This window comes from Veillonella sp. VA141 (genome assembly GCF_003992175.1).
In the GTDB taxonomy this organism is placed as follows: domain Bacteria; phylum Bacillota; class Negativicutes; order Veillonellales; family Veillonellaceae; genus F0422.
In genome coordinates this window covers 40,264-59,321 of the sequence record NZ_RQVM01000005.1, presented here as the reverse complement: position 1 = coordinate 59,321, position 19,058 = coordinate 40,264, and the positions used below count along the sequence as shown (strand labels likewise).

Here is a 19,058-nt window from a genome sequence, read left to right as displayed (position 1 = left end):
CCTCCTATACTGGATCCACATCTATATAGATATGGGGCAATGTAAATATATCTGAATGATACATGTGTGATTTTAAATTCGATAAATCAATACCACGAATCATAATACAAAGTCGATACATATCTCGTATCTTTGCGGCGCCATTTTCATAGGGCCCTAGTATATCAATGCGCTGACCTTCACAAGCCTGGCGCAAAGTGTTGGCTAATTCTGTCGCTCTTGTTCGTACTACTGAAAGCTTTTCATCTAATAAGGTAATTTGTATCATTTCACCAATTGGTGGATACAACAAAGCTTTACGAGCCTCTATTTCTTCCTCATAAAAGCTAACATAATCATGGTGCGTGCTGTGCTGAATAGCATAATGTTCAGGACTATAGGTTTGTACCACTACTTTTCCTGATTTATTACCACGACCAGCACGACCAGCTGCTTGCGTTAGCAAATTAAATGTTCTTTCAGAAGCCGTATACACAGGAATATGCAATACAGAATCAGCAGTAATAATTCCCACTGCGGTAACATTTGAAAAATCATGTCCTTTTGCCACCATTTGCGTGCCCAACAAAATATCATATTGACCAGCACCAAAGGCTTCTAAAATACGCTGAGATTCTCCTTTTTTAGAAGTTGTATCTTGATCTAGACGAGCAATTCTAGCTTGTGGAAAACGTTTTGCTAATTCTTCTTCTACTTTTTGCGTGCCTGTACCAAAAAATTTAATTTTATGGCTACCACAATGCGGACAAATTTGAGGCACTTTTTCATGATGATCACAGTAATGGCAACGCAAGTCCTTCCCCGCTTGATGATACACCATAGATATATCACAGTGAGGACAATGGATAGGTTTACCACAGTCACGACACATGACAAATGTACTATGACCTCGACGATTCAGCAAAAGAATGATTTGCTCACGTTTCTGTAGTGTTTCTTGGATTAAAGTATCTAACGCCATAGAAAATACAGAGTAATTCCCATAGAACATTTCTTCTTTCATATCCACAACAGTCACCTTAGGCATAGGTTGATGAAAAATACGATGCTCTAAAGATAGTAACTCATAGATACCTTGGCTCGCTAAATAATAAGCCTGTACGGACGGTGTAGCAGACCCAAAAATAATAGGACATTCATGACTTTCACTACGCCATCTAGCCACCATGCGTGCATCATATCGAGTCATATCTTGTTGTTTGTAGGATGGGTCATGTTCCTCATCAACTACAATAAGCCCAATGTCTTCTGTTGGAGCAAACACTGCTGAACGAGCACCTATGATAATATGGCTATCTTTCCGACGTAAACGCTCCCAATTGTTATAGCGTTCCGCTTTTGTTAACTGGCTGTGAAAAACGACCACTTCTTGACCAAACTTCTCTACAAATCGTCGCACTATTTGCGTAGTTAAGGCAATTTCTGGAACTAGAATAATAGCAATCTTATCTTGTTGAATCGTCTCTTGTGCAGCTTTTAGATATACTTGTGTTTTTCCACTACCTGTCACACCATGGAGTAAAAACGCTTTACTTTTCTGGTTAGCAATACACTCCTGAATAGGTTCGTATACAGCCTGCTGCGACTCAGTTAAAGGAATGTCTATACTATCCACAACTTCCTCATACCGTGTTTTCGTCATTTCATACCGCCAATCTATGTCGATATGAGAACATTCTTTTACTTGCTTAATGACAGGCAAACTAAATCCTGCCAATCGTAAGGCACTTACTGAGATTGCTCCATGTTCTAATAAGTATTCCGCCAACAAACGTTGCTTTTGTTTCCTCACTCCAAATAGTTCTACATGAAAGGAATCCTTAGGCACAAGCCATTCAATTTTAGGTCTGTCATAAGATTTTAATTTACTTTTATCGACAGTAAATAAGCTTAATGCTTCTGCAAGGGTACATAGATAATACTCGCTAAGCTTACGAGCTGTTCTCAGCATTTCCGTTGAAAACCAAGGTGTTGGATCTAATACAGCTAATATGGGTTTTATCACAAATGATGGATTTTCTATGTCACAATAACCTATAAGGATTCCCTCTTCTTTAGAGGCTCCTAAGGGAACTGCTACGCGAGTTCCAATAGGTACATTCCCTAATGAATCAGGGATTTCATAGGTTAAAGGTTTATTCAATTGTTTCGCAGGACGATTAATAATAATTTCACCTAAACGCATCATAACCTCCTGACTAAACACTCTTCATTATACCACGTTTGTACCTTCGATTCATACTATTTCATACCCTACTTCTACACATTTGCATATGATGAAATTTCTTTTAGGAGTAAGATGATAGGACAAAATCACTTGGTAGTATAATTACATCTTCTTATAAGATGTAAACCCATGACAACCTAGACTCTTATAATTTATATACATGACAACTGGGGTAACAAAAATAGAGGACAAAGACATACGTCTTTATCCTCTATATATGTATCATTCAAAAGCGAAGGGCAAATTAATCTATTATAAGCCTGCTTCTTTACGAAGTACTTCTGCTTTATCTGTGCGTTCCCATGGAAGGTCTACATCTGTACGACCAAAGTGTCCATATGCAGCAGTTTTTTTATAATGTGGTTTCAACAAGTCTAACATTTCAATGATACCTGCTGGACGAAGATCAAAATGTTTACTTACTAATGCAGAGATTTTTTCTTCTTCGATTTTTGCAGTACCAAATGTTTCCACCATGATAGATACAGGTTTCGCTACACCAATTGCGTAAGCTACTTGTACTTCACATTTATCAGCAAGACCAGCTGCTACGATATTTTTAGCTACATAACGAGCTGCATATGCTGCGGAACGGTCAACTTTTGTAGGATCTTTACCGGAGAAAGCTCCACCGCCATGACGAGCCATACCGCCATAAGTATCTACAATAATTTTACGACCTGTCAAACCAGCATCGCCTTGTGGACCACCGATTACGAAACGACCAGTTGGATTGATAAAATATTTAGTATTTTCATCGATGAATCCTTCTGGAAGTACTGGATCGATAACATATTTTTTAATATCTGCTTGGATTTGTTCCAATGTTACTTCTGGACCATGTTGTGTAGAAATAACGATAGTTTCAATACGTTTTGGTTTACCATCAACATATTCTACAGTTACTTGTGTTTTACCATCTGGACGAAGGTAATCCAAAGTATTATCTTTACGAACTTTTGTTAATTGATGAGATAAACGGTGCGCCAAACTGATAGGCATAGGCATTAATTCTTCTGTTTCATTGGATGCAAAACCAAACATCATACCTTGGTCACCAGCACCGATTTTATCAAAGGCATCACTACCACCTTCACGAGATTCTAATGCTTCATCAACACCCATCGCAATGTCTGCAGATTGTTCGTCAATCGCTACGTTAACGCCACAAGTATCAGCATCAAAACCGAATTTTGCACGAGTATAGCCGATTTCACGAATTGTATCGCGAACAATGTGAGGAATATCTACATATGTATTGGTAGTAATTTCGCCTACTACATGAACTTGGCCTGTTGTTACTAATGTTTCACAGGCAACGTGCGCTGTTGGATCTTTTTCTAAAATAGCATCCAATACAGCATCTGAAATTTGGTCAGCAATTTTGTCTGGATGACCTTCTGTTACAGATTCAGAAGTGAAAAATACATGTTTTTCTGCCATGAATAAACCTCCAATAAAAAAATTCCTCATCCCAAGATGAGGAATTATATCCCCATCTTCCGATCAAATATCGTTGGATTTAGCACCTCTTCCATCAGGAATGGTTGCTGTAGCTTCACAGGGCCTTTCCCTCCACTACTCTTGATGAGACTTGTATCATACATATAATACTTAGTTTAAAATCACTAACATGTATTATAGCATAGATTTATAGGTCTGCCAAGGCTTGAATGATGCGTTCTGCCACATCAAGTTTCGACATATTAGGTAAACTTACAATTTGATCTCCAGGATAAATAAATGTCACTTCGTTTGTATCTACATCAAATCCTGCATTTAATTTACTCACATCATTAGCCACTAACATGTCCAAATTCTTTTTGCGCACTTTTTCTTTTCCATAGGTAATAACATCTTGTGTTTCCGCCGCAAAACCAATTAATTTTTGTTGCTGTTTACGCTCTCCTAAGCTTGCTAATATATCTGGATTTTTTACTAGCTCTAATGTCATAGTTTCTTGTTTTTTTATTTTATTGTCCGCTACTTCAGCTACACGATAGTCCGCCACAGCCGCAGCCATAATCACCGCATCTGCAGAGTCATAGTGACTATCTATAGCCTCTTTCATCTCTGTAGCAGAACAAACTATAATACGCTCTACACCAATTGGCACAGCAAGATCTGTGGGAGCAGATACCAAGATTGTCTTAGCTCCTGCCTGGGCCGCTTTTAGAGCCACTGCATAACCCATCTTCCCACTGGAACGATTCGTAATATATCGAACTGGATCAATTGCTTCTTGTGTGCCACCAGCGCTGACGATAACAGTTTTACCTTGCAGTAGTTCTGTTTTCCCTAAATGAAAGTCCACCCAGTCCATAATTTTTTGCGGATCTGGCAAACGCCCTTTTCCTTCTACCCCACATGCTAGGAGTCCACTGTCAGGTTCTAGCACATGAACACCTCTACCACGCAAGATAGTTAAATTTTCTTGCACAGTTGGATGGGTATACATGTTACTATTCATAGCTGGACATACAAATACAGGGGCCGTAGTCGCCAATAATTGGGTAGATAACATATCATCTGCAATACCATTGGACATCTTAGCAATCATATTAGCCGTTGCAGGTGCTATCACATAAGCATCTGCCCAAGTTGCATAGGCAATATGCTCTACATTCCAATTCTGTACATTTTCAAACATTTCCACAGCCACTTTGTGTTTACTAATTTCACCAAACACAAGGGGACTCACAAATTTAGTGGCATTTCTCGTCATTACCACTTTTACTTCTGCTCCCGCTTTATATAAACGGCTTACTAAATCCACTGCTTTGTAGGTTGCTATTCCTGCTGTTACACCTACTACAATATGCTTACCCTTCAAAGGTCTCACCTTCCTATAGAACTAATGCAATTAATAGACTTTCTATACTCACCCTATTATACAGTATCTGGATAAGTAATACATCAATATTTTTATCCATAAAGACTCAAAACATCTTTATCCACGAAAAAAGCTGTATACAAATTAAAAGGAGCATAATTTGTTACAGCTTTTTACATATTTATATGATGAATATAAAATCCATCAATGATTGACCTCTACAGAGGTAATGATAAATGAACTACTGTCTTTACCGGCTTCTTGGTACCATCTAATTTTTTAAATCCTAAGCTTGTATATAATTCTTTTGCATTTTCCATACTTGGCAAGCTATCTAGTAGCAATGTTTTATATCCAAATTCACGAGCATCTTCTACTACCATTTTAGCCATATTTGTACCTAAAGAACTGTGCCTAAATGCTGGACGAACATACAACCGTTTCATGGCCGCTGTTTTACTATCTACATAACGCAACGCAACACAGCCTGCTGGTTTGTTATCGATAAAGGCAATATATAAGGCTTCACCTTCACCTTTATATTTTTCTTCCAGTCCATGAAACTCTCTTAAATTAGCAGATACTCCTAATGATCGTACATACTCTACAAACAAATCTTTTACTTCATCAATATAATCGTGGCCATTACGAATTTCAAAATTCATAGTATACCTCCTCATAGTATTACATGAAACTGATATTGTTAGTATTCGACGAAATTATAAAAACTCCTTTTATTTTTTTAATTTTGTATGACTAGCAAATATAAAAATCTCTAATTTTAATAAAAAGCACCTTTTAAGAGTACCTCTCAAAAAGTGCTTAATTAATGTTATTTGTGCAATGTTTGACGATTTTCTTGCAATGCTTCTAATGTACGCTCTAAATTAGATTCTACATATTTGAATACATCACTAGCATATTGAATAGAACTATTTTTGAGTTCTTCCGAAGATTTATTAGCCTCTGCAATAATATGATTAGCATGTTCTTGTGCTTGTTTTACCAATTCACTTTCTTCTGTTAATTTTTGAATGTATTCTTTCGCTTGTTCAATTAATGCATCCGCTTGTTTTTGACCTTCCGCTACAATACGATCACGCTCTGCTACAATACGACGAGATTCTTCTAATTCAAGGGGCAAAGATTCTGTTAATGCATCTACAATACGCATAATTTCTTCTTCTTCAATTAATTTTTTATTTGTCATAATCATATTGTTACTAGTAACAATTAAATTTTCCAACTCTTCTAATAATTTTTCTGTTCTCATGATGTCCTCCTATTTATCTTGTTTTCTATGAAATTTATCTTCCAATGCTTGTTTCACAACTGTAGGTACTAAGCCATCTAACTTACCACCATACCTAGCCAATTCCCGTATACCTGTAGAGCTTACAAAGGCATATTTATTATTGGTCATAATAAAAACAGTTTCAATCTCATCATCCAAATATTTTGAAAACAAAGCACGTTGAAATTCATATTCAAAGTCACTTAAAGCTCGAAGTCCACGGATGATGATATGACTATCTCGTGATTTCACATACTCATTCAACAAACCGCTTCCAAAATCAACTTCAATGTTAGAAATATGTGATACAGATTGACGAATTAACTCTGCCCTCTCATCCAAAGTGAATAAATACTTCTTATTTGGATTTTCTAAAATTACTACTATTAACTTATCCACTAATTTACTAGCGCGCTCAAATATATCTATATGTCCATTTGTAACAGGATCAAAACTACCTGGACAAACTCCAATTCTCACAGTATAAGCCCCTTTCTATGGTTCTCGACAAAGAATGTCAACGCGAGTATACCCAAAGGATAAAGCTTTCACAACCACCCACTTAGGCAATAATTCTAGAGTTTCATTCTTATGGCGTTCTATAATTAAAAAGCCATCTTCGGTAAGTAATTGTAACTCGTCCACTAAGTCCAAAGTTTTTTGAACATACCCTTTTTCATAAGGGGGATCTGAAAATATTAACTGAAACTGCTTTCCTTGTAACCGTGTAAGTGCTGATTCCATAGTACATTTCATAATTTCTAATTGATCATCTACTTTACAGTGTCGGCTATTACTTTGGATATAATCAACAGTGCGTGTATCTACTGCGATGGCATGACTAGCACCTCGACTTAAGGACTCTATGGCTAATGCGCCAGTACCCGAAAACAAATCTAGCACCTGAGCTTCAAAAAATCCTCTTCGACTTTGTATAACATTACAAATACTCTCACGCACTCGATCTTGTGTAGGTCTTGTATCCATACCCTTCGGAGCCTGTATAGTATGCCCTTTGGCTGTTCCTGAAATAATTCTCATATAATTTACTACCTATACTTGTATATTCTACATGATTTTACTATGGGGTACAATAGATTTTTTATAAAATCTTCCTCATAATCTATTACTTATTACAAACTTCTTGTTTTACATCTCGCATCATTAACTGCATCAACACCTCAGCAGGAGAAACTTGATGATATAATACCTCATACAAAGCATTAGTAATAGGCATATCAATCCCTTTTACTTTAGCTATGTCATATATAATACGTACTGCAAAAAAACCTTCTACCACCATTTGGGATCGATTAATGATATCCTCCATAGTTTCTCCATTTGCCAACTTTTGTCCAGCTCGCCGATTCCGACTATGGGGACTCATACAAGTAGCGATTAAATCTCCCATTCCTGAAAGCCCTGCATAGGTTTCTGATTTTGCTCCCATGGCAACACCAAACTTTGTCATTTCATGAAGACCACGAGTTAATAAGGCTGCTAACAAATTATCTCCTAATTGCATGCCATGTGCAATTCCCGCTGCTAAAGCAATAATATTTTTTGTGGCTCCTCCTAGTTCTACGCCGATTACATCTGTATTCCCATACACTCGAAAACTAGGACCTCCCAAAGCACGTTGCAAACTACATATAGCATCTTCATTTTGACTTGCTACAACTGTGGCAGCCGGCAAACCACGGCCTACTTCTTCTGCATGATTAGGCCCAGATAAAATAGCCGTTGCTTTCACTAAGCCCTGTACCTCTTCTTCAATAACCTGAGATAATCGCTTTTCACTATCTTTTTCCAATCCTTTAGAGCAACCTACTATAATCATAGAAGGTCCTAGATAGGGCTTTAATTCTTGTAGAGTACGCCTCACATAAGTTGATGGAGTAACCATCAATACCACTTCTGCATCTTGTAAAGCTTTGCTATAAGAATGTTGAAACTCTAAAGTAAGTGGTAAAACTACATCTGGCAAATAAGGGTTAATACGATATTCACGCAAATAATTTGCTTTTTCTTCCGTGCGACAATACATCGTCACTTGATGCCCCGCCTCTAGCCCTTTTAGAGCTAATGCAGTGCCCCAGCTACCTGATCCAATGACTGCAATTTTCATAATTACTTATCCTTTGTAATACGTTTAACAGCTAATTCTTTTCCTTGCAAAAGACGTACAATATTTTCTCTATGACGGAATACGACAAATAATGCCGCTATAGCGCCAAAGATGATGTATGGTAAAGGTTCAGATAAACAATACATCACAATAGGCACAAGAGTAGCTGCTACGATAGATCCTAAGGACACATAGGAAGTAAACTTGACAATAATGCCCCATACAGCAAAGCAAATTATAGCCGCTATAGGAGATAATGCAATGAGTACCCCCAATCCTGTCGCAACCCCTCTACCGCCAGAAAAGCCAAGAAAAATAGACCAATTATGACCAATCATAGCACATAAGCCACCTACAATCATCCATTCTGGATTCGGCGAAAATAAGAGAACTCCTATGGCACCCTTTCCAGCATCCCCTAGGAAAACAGGCAAAGCAGCTTTCATCCCTAGTACACGATACGTATTGGTAGCACCAATATTTTTACTACCATATTGACGTACATCTGTATGAAAACATAGCTTTCCAATAATTAAACCTGTAGGAATAGAACCTATTACGTATGCAAGTAAAACTAATACAACAATTTCCACCGTTATCATTCTTCATCAGATCCCTTCTTACCACGAAGTACTAAGCGAATTGGAGTTCCCTCAAATCCAAAGGATTCTCGAAGTCGATTTTCTAAGAAACGCATATAGGAAAAATGAATCAATTCAGGTTCATTCACAAATAATATAAATGTTGGCGGTTTTACACTAGCCTGTGTCATATAATAAATTTTAGGAATACGTCCACCACGAGATGGCACTGGATTAACTGTTTGTGCATCCGATAACAATTGATTCAACACACTTGTAGAAATACGCATATGTTGTTGCTCAGATACGTATTTAATTAATTCTGCTAAGCGATGAACACGTTGTTTCGTTAAAGCTGAAGCAAACAAGATTGGAGCATAACGTAAAAATCCCATTTCATCATATATATCTTCTGTGAATCGCAATGTAGTTTTATCGTCTTTTTCAATCAAATCCCATTTATTGACAACAATCACTAAGCCTTTTCCAGATTCATGAGCATAGCCAACAATTTTTTTATCTTGTTCAGTCACTCCATCTGTAGCATCTAATACTAAAACAACAATATCAGAGCGATCAATAGCACGGAGAGAACGAACAATACTATATCTTTCTACAGGTGCATCAATACGAGATTTACGTCGCATACCTGCTGTATCGATTAATACAAAATCCTGTCCATCATGACTCCAATGGGTGTCGATAGAATCACGTGTTGTACCAGCCACATCACTAACAATAACACGTTCTTGACCTAATAAGGCATTTGTTAGAGATGATTTACCCACATTAGGACGCCCAATCAAGGCTACATGGATTGTATCTTCATCTTCCTCACCAGCACTTTGTGGAGGAAAATGTTTCACTACATCATCAAGTAAATCACCTAAATTCATCAAATTTTTAGCAGAAATACCAATTGGGTCACCAATACCTAAATTATAGAACTCATAAATATTAGCCTCTTGATTTACACTATCGATTTTGTTAACTACTAAAATCACAGGCTTACCACTAGCACGCAACAAGTTGGCCACTTCTTCATCAGCAATGGTAATCCCTTGCTTACCATCTACAACAAAGAGAATCACATCAGCTTCTTCAATCGCTAGTTGTGCCTGAAAACGCATCATTTTAGGAATTTCATGACTTTCTGCAGTAATAAACTCAATCCCACCAGTGTCAATCATAGTAAATTCACGTTGTAGCCATTCTGCATCAAAATAAATTCTATCACGTGTAACACCTGGAATATCTTCTACGATCGAAATTCGTTTATTAACAATGGCATTAAATAATGTAGACTTTCCTACATTCGGTCTTCCTACGACCGCAACTAATGGTTTTGACATGCTTTCACCTCATATTTCAACTTCCTCAAAGGAAGAGTAAGAACACATAGTTTATCAACTTATATTGTATCACATAAACGAAAGCAAAAAAAGAACAGTAAGTCCATTGGACCTACTGTTCTTCTATTATCTAGAAATTATTCAGCTTCTTCTTCAGTTGCTACTGGTTCCATTAACTCAGTTAATTTTAAACCTAATTTCTTTTCATCTTTGTTGAAAGAAATTACTTCTACTTCTACTTCTTGACCGCGGCTCAAGTAGTCTTCTACTTTTGCATTACGTTGTTTAGTCACTTGAGAGATGTGAAGTAAACCTTGGATATCATCGTTGATAGCAACAAATGCACCGTATTGTACTGTGCGAACTACTTTACCAGTTACTACATCACCTACATGGATAGTTTCTTCTGCAACGTCCCATGGGCTTTTGGATAATGCTTTTAAAGATAAAGAGATTTTGCTGTTTTCTTCATCAAAGGATTGTAATTTAACATCGATTTCTTGACCTACCGCTAACACGTCTTCAACGCGTTTAATTTTTTGCCAAGAAATGTCGGAAATGTGAAGTAAACCTTCGATTCCTCCGATATCAACAAATGCGCCATAAGGCATGATTTTACGAACAGTACCTTTGTAAGTACCGCCAACTTCTACATTTGCTAACGCTTCTTTTAATTTAGCTTGGCGTTCCACTTCAAGTACTTCACGACGAGAAAGAACTAAACGGTTTTTCTTTTCTTCAACTTCAAGTACTTTAGCTTCGAATTCTGTACCTACTAAGTTATCAAGGGATTTCACGAAGTGAATGTCACCTTGGGAAAGTGGAATAAAACCACGTAAAGACTTAACAGTTACGACTAAACCTGCAGGAATTGCATCCACACCTTTACAGATGATTGGTTCATCTTTTTCTTGTGCTTCAATAACATATTGCCAATCTTCATCTTTAGCCAAACGAGTGATAGAAAGATAAATTGGGCTATCTTCTTTGATGTGGTTAAGGATAACAGCTTTGATTTTATCGCCTTCCTTTAATACATCTTTAGCAGAAGCTGGTGTAGGGTATGCCATTTCTTTTCTCTCTAGTTGTGCTTCTGTTTTGTAGCCAAAGGATACATATGCACGTTCGTCATCGATTTGTACAACTTCCCCTTCAATCACATTACCTTTCTTAAATTCTTCTGCTTGCGCTTCTGATGCTGCAAATAATTCTGCAAAATTTTCCATCGTCTGAATGACCTCCTTAATTATCCAGTCTGGTGTCGATGCACCAGCCGTGACTCCTACTGTTGTGACGTCTTTCAACCACGTCATTTGTATTTCAGTAGCAGTTTCGATGTGGTATGTAGTACACCCTACATCACGACATACTTCTGCTAATCTAGTCGTGTTGCCGGAGTTCTTCCCACCTACCACGATCATAAGATCCACTTCTTTCGCCAAAGCTACAGCAGAATTTTGACGTTCCTCAGTAGCCTGACAAATTGTCTTGAAGATCTTTTGATCATTAGATTTTTGTTCTAATATTTTTATTATACTTTGAAACTTAAATTGTGAAAAGGTAGTTTGTACTACAACTCCAATTTTTTCCACGAATTGAATATTTCTAGCATCCTCTTCTGTTTCTACTATAATACCTTTATTACCTGCCCATAGATTAATACTCTTTACTTCTGGATGTTTCTTTTCACCCAAGATAATGAGCGTAAGCCCTTCATCAACAACTGACTTCGCATCTCTTTGTGCTTTTTGCACATGAGGACAGGTGGCATCTATAACTGGTAAACCTCTTGTTTCTGCCTCTTCATATACTTCTGGACCAACCCCATGGGAGCGAATGATAATAGTACCTTCTTCTACATCACTCAATTCATTAATGGCATAGACACCATTATCTTCTAACCGACCTACTACTTGAGGGTTATGAATAATTGGTCCCAATGTATAACTCAAATCTTGTGAGTCTGCTGCTTTTTCTGCCATAGTAACAGCACGCTTTACGCCGTAGCAAAACCCACAATTTTCTGCTAATCGTATTGTAAACATAGCATTCCCCTATTTATACTTACCTGCTTTATATTCATCAATCATAGTTTGGATAGCTGTTTTTACCACATCATTCACGTCTGCAATAGCCTCTACAGTTGCTTTTGCTTTTGCTACTACAATCGGTTTTCCAATAATAACAGCTACTTCTCCACGAATCATTTTATCGCTTCCTACAATGGCTATCGGTACTACTGGCACCCCTGTACGCAACGCCATCGAAGCTACGCCATCGTGAAAGCGCCCTAAAGAATCACCCTTTTGTCGTGTCCCTTCTGGAAAAATACCAAGCATTAAATTATCCTTCAATAAATTCATAGCATGACGAATAGCTAATTTATCGACTCCACCTCGTCGCACCGGAAAGGCTCCTAGCCAAGTACAAACTAATTTAGAAATTGGATTTCTAAATAGCTCTTCTTTTGCCATGAAGTTCACATGACGTGGTAATGCAAAGCCACATAAAGGAGGGTCATTATTACTCTTATGGTTTGGAGAAATGATGACCGGCCCTTCTTTAGGTACATTTTCTTTCCCATATACCTTTGTGCCATACCACCATCCATAAACGATGGTAAACGCAGATCTCCATAAGCATTCAGAAAATTTATCCATGATGCCCTCCTAGTTCCGCTTTACGAATTAAGTCAACAAGAGTTTGAACAGTTTCTTCTATACTAAGATGATCCGTTTCTACAACCACTGCATCATCTACGCATACAAGAGGAGATTCCTTTCGATTCATATCCATGGCATCTCGCTCTGCTACAGTACGACATACTTCTTCCAAAGAGATATTCTCGGAATCTTTCAACTCCAACCAACGTCGATGCCCACGAGTCTCCACAGATGCTGTTAGATAGACTTTTAATTCCGCATTAGGTAACACAACGGAACCAATATCCCTACCATCAAGAATCACACCGCCCGCTGATGCCATGTGACGTTGCATTTCTACCAACTTAGTGCGCACTGCTTTTTGTGCAGCCACTTGAGACACGTGACTTGTCACATATTGCGTACGGATATCTTGGGATACATCTGTTCCATTTACCCATACAGATAAACCCGTTTCTTCTACACGTAGTTCTAATTGAATCTTAGACAAAGCAGCTTCTACTGCATCTACATCATCAATAGATATACCCGCATTCAGTAGTGCCCAGGTAATGCCACGATACATAGCTCCTGTATCAATATATAAATACCCTAATTTCTTGGCTACTACTTTAGAAATACTACTTTTACCTGCACCAGCAGGACCATCAATGGCTACGGAAATTCGTCGATTCATATTAGACTCCTCCTTCTGCTGCATGAGTAGCAGCTACGTAGGCTGTAGAAAACGCAACTTGCAGATTATATCCCCCTGTGAATGCATCCACATCCAAGACTTCTCCTGCCATATATAAGCCATGCACCAATTTAGACTGCATCGTTTTGGGATCTACTTCTTTTACAGAAATGCCACCAGCTGTCACAATAGCCTCTGCTATAGGGCGAGGTTTATGTACGGTGAGTCGCATATGTTGAATCGTATCTACCAGTCGCAAGCGCTCCTCTTTGGTAATATCGTGAATCGCCTTGGTTCCTTCTAATTCTGCTAATTGACATATAACTGGAATTAACTTGGATGGCAATAAACCTTTCAATACGTTCACTAATTGCTTATTTTGAGACTCACTGAAATCACGTTGTACCCGCTTATCTAAAACCTCTTTAGTTAATGCTGGTTTTAGATTAATTTCAATAGTAATGGGATCTACCTTTTTCTTCAATAATTTGGTCACTGTATGAGAAGCTGATAAAATAATCGGTCCTGTGACCCCAAAATGGGCAAATAGCATTTCTCCAAATTGTTTTGTCTGCACTTTATTTTTCGCAATAATAGAGACTTCTACATTTTTAAGGCTCAGCCCCATTAAATCTTTCACCCAATGTTCTTTTGTTTCTAAAGGAATTAAAGATGGTCTCAATTCCACGATAGAATGTCCCACAGAAGAGGCTAATTCATAGCCATCTCCAGTGGAGCCAGTCAATGGATAGGACATCCCACCTGTTGCGATGATAGCTGCATCGCACTCATAGGTTCCTTTATCTGTAATCACACCTGTAATAGCGCCATCTCGTACGATTAAATCCTTAACACTTTCTTCTAAATGAAGTTGTCCACCTAATTTACGATACGTGTCTATAAAAGCATTGCGCACATCCGTTGCTTTATCAGACTCTGGAAACACACGGCCACCGCGCTCAACCTTAGTAGGGACACCCCAACTATTGAGCAAATGAATCATATCTTCATTTGTCCATTGTTGGTACGCACTATATAGAAATTTACCATTTCCAGGCGTTTGCTTAATAAAATCTTCTATAGGAGCTGCATTGGTCACATTACAACGCCCTTTTCCTGTAATCCCCATTTTAAGGCCCACCATCTTCATTTTTTCAATGATACGCACAGAGGCACCTAATTGTGCAGCTCGGACGCCAGACATAAGACCTGCAGCGCCACCACCGATGACAATAATTTTTTTCATATGTATCCTTATTTTATCGCTTGTAATTGTTTCACTTCTTCACGAGTTAATTTACGAAAAGCCCCACGTTTCAACCCTTTCAAATTCAATCCCGCATAATTGATGCGTTTCAAATTATGAATAGAGTACCCAAAGTGTTCAAACATACGGCGTACTTGACGATTACGCCCTTCATGGATGGTAATTTCTACAGTGGTAAGACCTGTTTTTCCATTAAATCCGTAGTCTGTAATTTCGCAAGGCGCCGTCATACCATCTTCTAGTTTGATACCTACTGCTAACTGTTCTAAATGTTCATCAAGCACACGATCTTTTACTTTTACTTCGTAGGTTTTCGTCACACCTTTTGATGGATGGGCTAAATTTTGCGCCATAGTTCCATCATTCGTCAATAGTAATAATCCTTCTGTATGGTAGTCTAATCGGCCTACAGGATAAATACGAACTTTTACAGAGTTAATATAATCCATAACAGTTTTGCGTCCTTCAGGATCTGTAATGGATGTAATCACCCCTTTTGGCTTGTTAAAAATATAATATTCCAATGCCTCTGGCTCCAATAGTTGTCCATCCACTTTAACGCGGTCCCGTGTAGGATTTACCTTTGCACCCAGTTCTTTTACATATTTACCATTCACAAGTACTTTGCCAGAAGTAATCAATTCTTCTGCTTTTCGTCGTGATGCCACACCACAACGGGCAATATATTTTTGCAAACGTTCTAGTTCCATATTAATCTCCTTCTATATCTATGGATAACCCCGCTGAAAGAGGCATAGACTGTTGCAATTCTTCAATAGAATTGGCACCTACAGTCCTTAAAAAGTTATCCGATGTTCCGTAAATCACAGGACGTCCGATAGTTTCCTTTCGTCCTAACTCTACAATCATGTCACGGGCCAATAATTGTTTTAATACTTTTTCACAGTTCACACCACGAAATTCTTCTACTTCACCTTTTGTGATAGGCTGTTTGAAAGCAATTACAGCCAACGTTTCCATAGCCGCTCCAGATAGTTTTTCATCTCTATGGCGAATTTTAGTAACAAATTCACTGCATTCTTGGGCGCTCACTAGTTCTATGCCCGATGCACTTTTACGAATCCTAATTCCTCGCCGTTCCTGTACTAACCTTTCTTCGTAACCTTTGATAGCTTTTTCAACTTCTGGTGCATAGACTTCAAAAATATCTGCTAATGTATCTATCGTTAAAGGGGTAGCTGCTGCAAATAATACAGCCTCTAACTGCTGAAATTCAATGCTATTCACAGCGCATCTCCTTCTTCTATACCTTCTACAATCACGTTATATATATCGTGATTGCCCACTATAATTCGCAATAGTTGACGTTTCATTAACTCTAATAACGCCAAAAATGTAACCACACTTTCTTCCTTCGTCTGTACCGAAGCAAATAAATTTACACAAGGCACTTGTTGATTCCTCGTCGCTAATAATACATCTTCAATCCCTTGTTCCAATGTATATTCTTCACGTTCCATCATAACTTTGGGAGCTTCTATCTCAGGTCGATCATATCGTTCCTGCACTTTCTGAAAGCATGCCACTAATGCATCCCACTCTACAGTACAAACAAGATCTAATCCCACTTGGCTAAGCTCTTCCGGTCTATTAAATACATAGGCCCCACCGGATACACGTTCTTCAAGAAGACCCGTCAATTCTTTGATGCGTTTAAACTCCACCAATCGATTCACCAATTCGTCTCGTGGATCTTCTGTATCACTTTCATCCTTATGATTTATCTTAGGCAATAAAAGGCGTGACTTAATCTGCAACAACGTAGCTGCCATCACTAAAAACTCACTACTATAGGCAATATCAAATTGATTCCAAGTTTTGAGTATATCCATATATTGTGAGGTGATATGCACAATGGGAATATCGTATATATCAATCTGATTCTTTTCAATCAAATGCAACAAAAGATCCAAAGGGCCTTCAAAAATATCCAGTTTAAAATCGTAGGTATTCATGAAAACTCCTTTCTACCAAAAATAAAGGTATGGCTTTCACCACACCTTGTATGAAAAAATTGCATTTCCTATTAGAAACAGTTAGAATAATACATAGACATACCAACGTATGTATCTAATAAGTATTATAAATGAAATGGGCGAAAATTGCTACACCCAGAAAGAGAGGCGACACTATGCATCGTCAAAGATGGAAACAGTTGGGACTGTATACCATCGTGTCCACTATCATCGCAGTGGCACTATTTTACATCTACGAACCAATTACTTTAGGGTTTGACATAGAAGATATCCTTACCTTATTCGTTCCTACTATTGTAGGCTTAACAGTCTTACAATCGATCATTCGTAGTTCCTTTACAAAGGGATATATCATTGGTCATGGCATCGTAGGTATCAGTTGGGCATTAACATTCCCGCTCTTATTTCACTGGTCTTATGAAAAGCCTTTTTACTTCTACGAATTCGCCAATGATTTTTTATTTGGTCTAGTCTTATTCTGTGGTCTTAGTGTCACCCACTATTGGCTACTACAATGGGGAAAGGCAAAACGTATTTGGTCTGCTCTATACAGCATCCTTGACGTAGCATTTCTCCTTATCCCAGTTGCTCAAATCGGGTACTATCTATCCACTTGGCATTGTATTACTCCTGCCACTATGATGGCATTGTACCAAACCAACCCCGAGGAAGCCTTAGGCTTTGTGAAAAACATCATCGGTGTTGGTGGTATTGGTGGTGCTGTTGTTGGCATCGCTATCATACTTGGTCTTTTATACTTTGCCAATATGAAAGCTCAAACGAACGATGAGCCTACTGTGTTCTATTCCTCTTTCTTTCAGCGGTATCAAAATGATATAAAGTGGATTCTATCCATCGCTCTCATCGTGTATGGTGGATATTATCTTTTCCCTCGTACAGATATTGTCAGCAATTGGCTAGAAGTTCGAGCCTATATGAAAGAGTTGCAATCTTATAATGATAAGCATGTGAGTGTATTTAACAATTTACACTTAAGCACTACGGAAACAGCGGCACAAAAAACTCCAGGTACTGTCATCTTAGTCATTGGAGAATCTTCTTCTAGAGATTACATGAAAATGTATACTCCTGACTTCCCTTACGATGATACACCATGGCAAGGTTCCCTGTATCAAAATCCAAACTTTAATGTTTTTAAACACGCTTACTCTTCCTATGTGCAGACTGTACCAACCTTGGAAAGAGCCCTAACAGAGCGCAATCAATATGACGACAAACCATTCTTTGATGCTACTACCATTATCGATGTGGCGAAAAAAGCTGGGTATCACACCTCTTGGCTGTCTAACCAAGGTGTGTATGGCGAATATGATACGGCTATCTCCCTCATTGCTAAGGCTAGTGATACCCCTCGATGGGCTCACGAATCCTATGCTTTCTCCGATCAATATGATGGCGCTTTGTTACCACTGTTAAAAGACGTACCAAAGAACCAAAATAATTTTATTGTCATCCATATTATGGGTAGTCATATCTACTACAACGATAGATATCCTCACGAGTTCAGCAAATGGAAACAAGGTCCAAACCCTGAAGGTATTGAAGCCTATGCAAATAGCCAACTCTACACTGATTGGCTGTTACAAGAAATTTACACCTATGCTAAGGATAACTTAAACTTACAAGCCATGGTATACTTCTCTGACCATGGAGAAAATATTAAAACATCTCACAATCCAGATATCTTCAATTTTGGAATGACACGGATACCAATGTGGGTTTACTTATCTCCTACATATCGTAATGCGTATCCAGAAACAGCAATTACCCTACGCAATCATGAGCAACAATATTTCACCAATGACTTATTGTATGATATGCTCGTAGGCATCATACATGCTCCATCTGGTAACTACGATGTAACACGAGATTTCTCCAATAAAGCCTATCGCTTTAATGTCAATAACTTAACTACAATGTTAGGTACACAACCATTGTCCTTAGATCCTGAGGCGAAATAAACTACTACAAGCACAAAACAGGCGCCAGCTATTGCGTTGGTGCCTGTTTCATATCTAT

General features: G+C 38.2%; 18 protein-coding genes and 1 riboswitch. Of the genes, 1 reads left to right on the top strand and 17 read right to left on the bottom strand.

Annotated features, from left to right (window positions below):
* Positions 1 to 4: 4 nt before the first annotated feature.
* The 17 genes from priA to EO112_RS06240 form a co-directional block, all read right to left on the bottom strand.
* The gene (gene priA, locus EO112_RS06320) at positions 5 to 2,185 is read right to left on the bottom strand and encodes a primosomal protein N' (RefSeq protein ID WP_127010878.1); all 2,181 of its coding nucleotides are present in this window, start codon (positions 2,183 to 2,185) and stop codon (positions 5 to 7) included.
* Between the two features lie 294 nt (positions 2,186 to 2,479).
* Entirely contained in the window at positions 2,480 to 3,670 is a 1,191-nt protein-coding gene (gene metK / locus EO112_RS06315; RefSeq protein WP_126940757.1) for a methionine adenosyltransferase, read from the bottom strand.
* A 49-nt stretch (positions 3,671 to 3,719) separates the two neighbouring features.
* A riboswitch (SAM riboswitch) is annotated at positions 3,720 to 3,821 on the bottom strand.
* Positions 3,822 to 3,878: 57 nt separating this feature from the next.
* A complete protein-coding gene (gene coaBC / locus EO112_RS06310; RefSeq protein WP_127010855.1) occupies positions 3,879 to 5,060 on the bottom strand; it encodes a bifunctional phosphopantothenoylcysteine decarboxylase/phosphopantothenate--cysteine ligase CoaBC in 1,182 nt (393 codons plus the stop codon).
* A gap of 218 nt (positions 5,061 to 5,278) precedes the next feature.
* Positions 5,279 to 5,725, bottom strand: a complete 447-nt coding sequence (locus EO112_RS06305; protein ID WP_009353257.1) for a GNAT family N-acetyltransferase — start codon at positions 5,723 to 5,725, stop codon at positions 5,279 to 5,281.
* Between the two features lie 167 nt (positions 5,726 to 5,892).
* Positions 5,893 to 6,333, bottom strand: coding sequence for a hypothetical protein (locus EO112_RS06300; protein ID WP_009353256.1), 441 nt, complete (start codon positions 6,331 to 6,333; stop codon positions 5,893 to 5,895).
* Positions 6,334 to 6,342: 9 nt separating this feature from the next.
* Entirely contained in the window at positions 6,343 to 6,834 is a 492-nt protein-coding gene (gene coaD, locus EO112_RS06295; RefSeq protein WP_062402407.1) for a pantetheine-phosphate adenylyltransferase, read from the bottom strand.
* 15 nt (positions 6,835 to 6,849) lie between these two features.
* The gene (gene rsmD / locus EO112_RS06290) at positions 6,850 to 7,395 is read right to left on the bottom strand and encodes a 16S rRNA (guanine(966)-N(2))-methyltransferase RsmD (RefSeq protein WP_126940759.1); all 546 of its coding nucleotides are present in this window, start codon (positions 7,393 to 7,395) and stop codon (positions 6,850 to 6,852) included.
* Positions 7,396 to 7,480: 85 nt separating this feature from the next.
* The gene (locus EO112_RS06285) at positions 7,481 to 8,482 is read right to left on the bottom strand and encodes an NAD(P)H-dependent glycerol-3-phosphate dehydrogenase (protein ID WP_062402402.1); all 1,002 of its coding nucleotides are present in this window, start codon (positions 8,480 to 8,482) and stop codon (positions 7,481 to 7,483) included.
* Between the two features lie 2 nt (positions 8,483 to 8,484).
* Positions 8,485 to 9,084, bottom strand: a complete 600-nt coding sequence (plsY, locus tag EO112_RS06280; protein WP_370106658.1) for a glycerol-3-phosphate 1-O-acyltransferase PlsY — start codon at positions 9,082 to 9,084, stop codon at positions 8,485 to 8,487.
* Positions 9,081 to 10,415 carry a ribosome biogenesis GTPase Der gene (gene der, locus EO112_RS06275; protein WP_127010856.1) on the bottom strand — a complete coding sequence of 445 codons (1,335 nt, stop codon included), beginning with the start codon at positions 10,413 to 10,415 and terminating at the stop codon, positions 9,081 to 9,083. Before der ends, plsY begins: the two co-directional genes overlap by 4 nt.
* A gap of 137 nt (positions 10,416 to 10,552) precedes the next feature.
* Complete coding sequence (locus tag EO112_RS06270; RefSeq protein ID WP_009353850.1) at positions 10,553 to 12,460, bottom strand: bifunctional 4-hydroxy-3-methylbut-2-enyl diphosphate reductase/30S ribosomal protein S1; 1,908 nt, start codon at positions 12,458 to 12,460, stop codon at positions 10,553 to 10,555.
* 9 nt (positions 12,461 to 12,469) lie between these two features.
* Complete coding sequence (locus EO112_RS06265) at positions 12,470 to 13,075, bottom strand: 1-acyl-sn-glycerol-3-phosphate acyltransferase (protein WP_126940761.1); 606 nt, start codon at positions 13,073 to 13,075, stop codon at positions 12,470 to 12,472.
* Positions 13,068 to 13,754 carry a (d)CMP kinase gene (gene cmk, locus EO112_RS06260; RefSeq protein ID WP_009353847.1) on the bottom strand — a complete coding sequence of 229 codons (687 nt, stop codon included), beginning with the start codon at positions 13,752 to 13,754 and terminating at the stop codon, positions 13,068 to 13,070. The genes EO112_RS06265 and cmk overlap by 8 nt, the downstream gene beginning before the upstream one ends.
* A gap of 1 nt (position 13,755) precedes the next feature.
* Positions 13,756 to 15,000 carry an NAD(P)/FAD-dependent oxidoreductase gene (locus tag EO112_RS06255; RefSeq protein ID WP_126940762.1) on the bottom strand — a complete coding sequence of 415 codons (1,245 nt, stop codon included), beginning with the start codon at positions 14,998 to 15,000 and terminating at the stop codon, positions 13,756 to 13,758.
* Between the two features lie 8 nt (positions 15,001 to 15,008).
* Positions 15,009 to 15,731, bottom strand: a complete 723-nt coding sequence (locus tag EO112_RS06250; RefSeq protein ID WP_062402389.1) for a pseudouridine synthase — start codon at positions 15,729 to 15,731, stop codon at positions 15,009 to 15,011.
* 1 nt (position 15,732) lies between these two features.
* Positions 15,733 to 16,269 carry an SMC-Scp complex subunit ScpB gene (gene scpB, locus EO112_RS06245; RefSeq protein ID WP_009353824.1) on the bottom strand — a complete coding sequence of 179 codons (537 nt, stop codon included), beginning with the start codon at positions 16,267 to 16,269 and terminating at the stop codon, positions 15,733 to 15,735.
* Positions 16,266 to 16,997 carry a ScpA family protein gene (locus EO112_RS06240; RefSeq protein ID WP_127163469.1) on the bottom strand — a complete coding sequence of 244 codons (732 nt, stop codon included), beginning with the start codon at positions 16,995 to 16,997 and terminating at the stop codon, positions 16,266 to 16,268. Before EO112_RS06240 ends, scpB begins: the two co-directional genes overlap by 4 nt.
* 176 nt (positions 16,998 to 17,173) lie before the next feature.
* Here EO112_RS06240 and EO112_RS06235 point away from each other — a divergent pair, with 176 nt between their 5' ends.
* The gene (locus EO112_RS06235) at positions 17,174 to 19,000 is read left to right on the top strand and encodes a phosphoethanolamine transferase (RefSeq protein ID WP_127163467.1); all 1,827 of its coding nucleotides are present in this window, start codon (positions 17,174 to 17,176) and stop codon (positions 18,998 to 19,000) included.
* Positions 19,001 to 19,058: the final 58 nt, after the last annotated feature.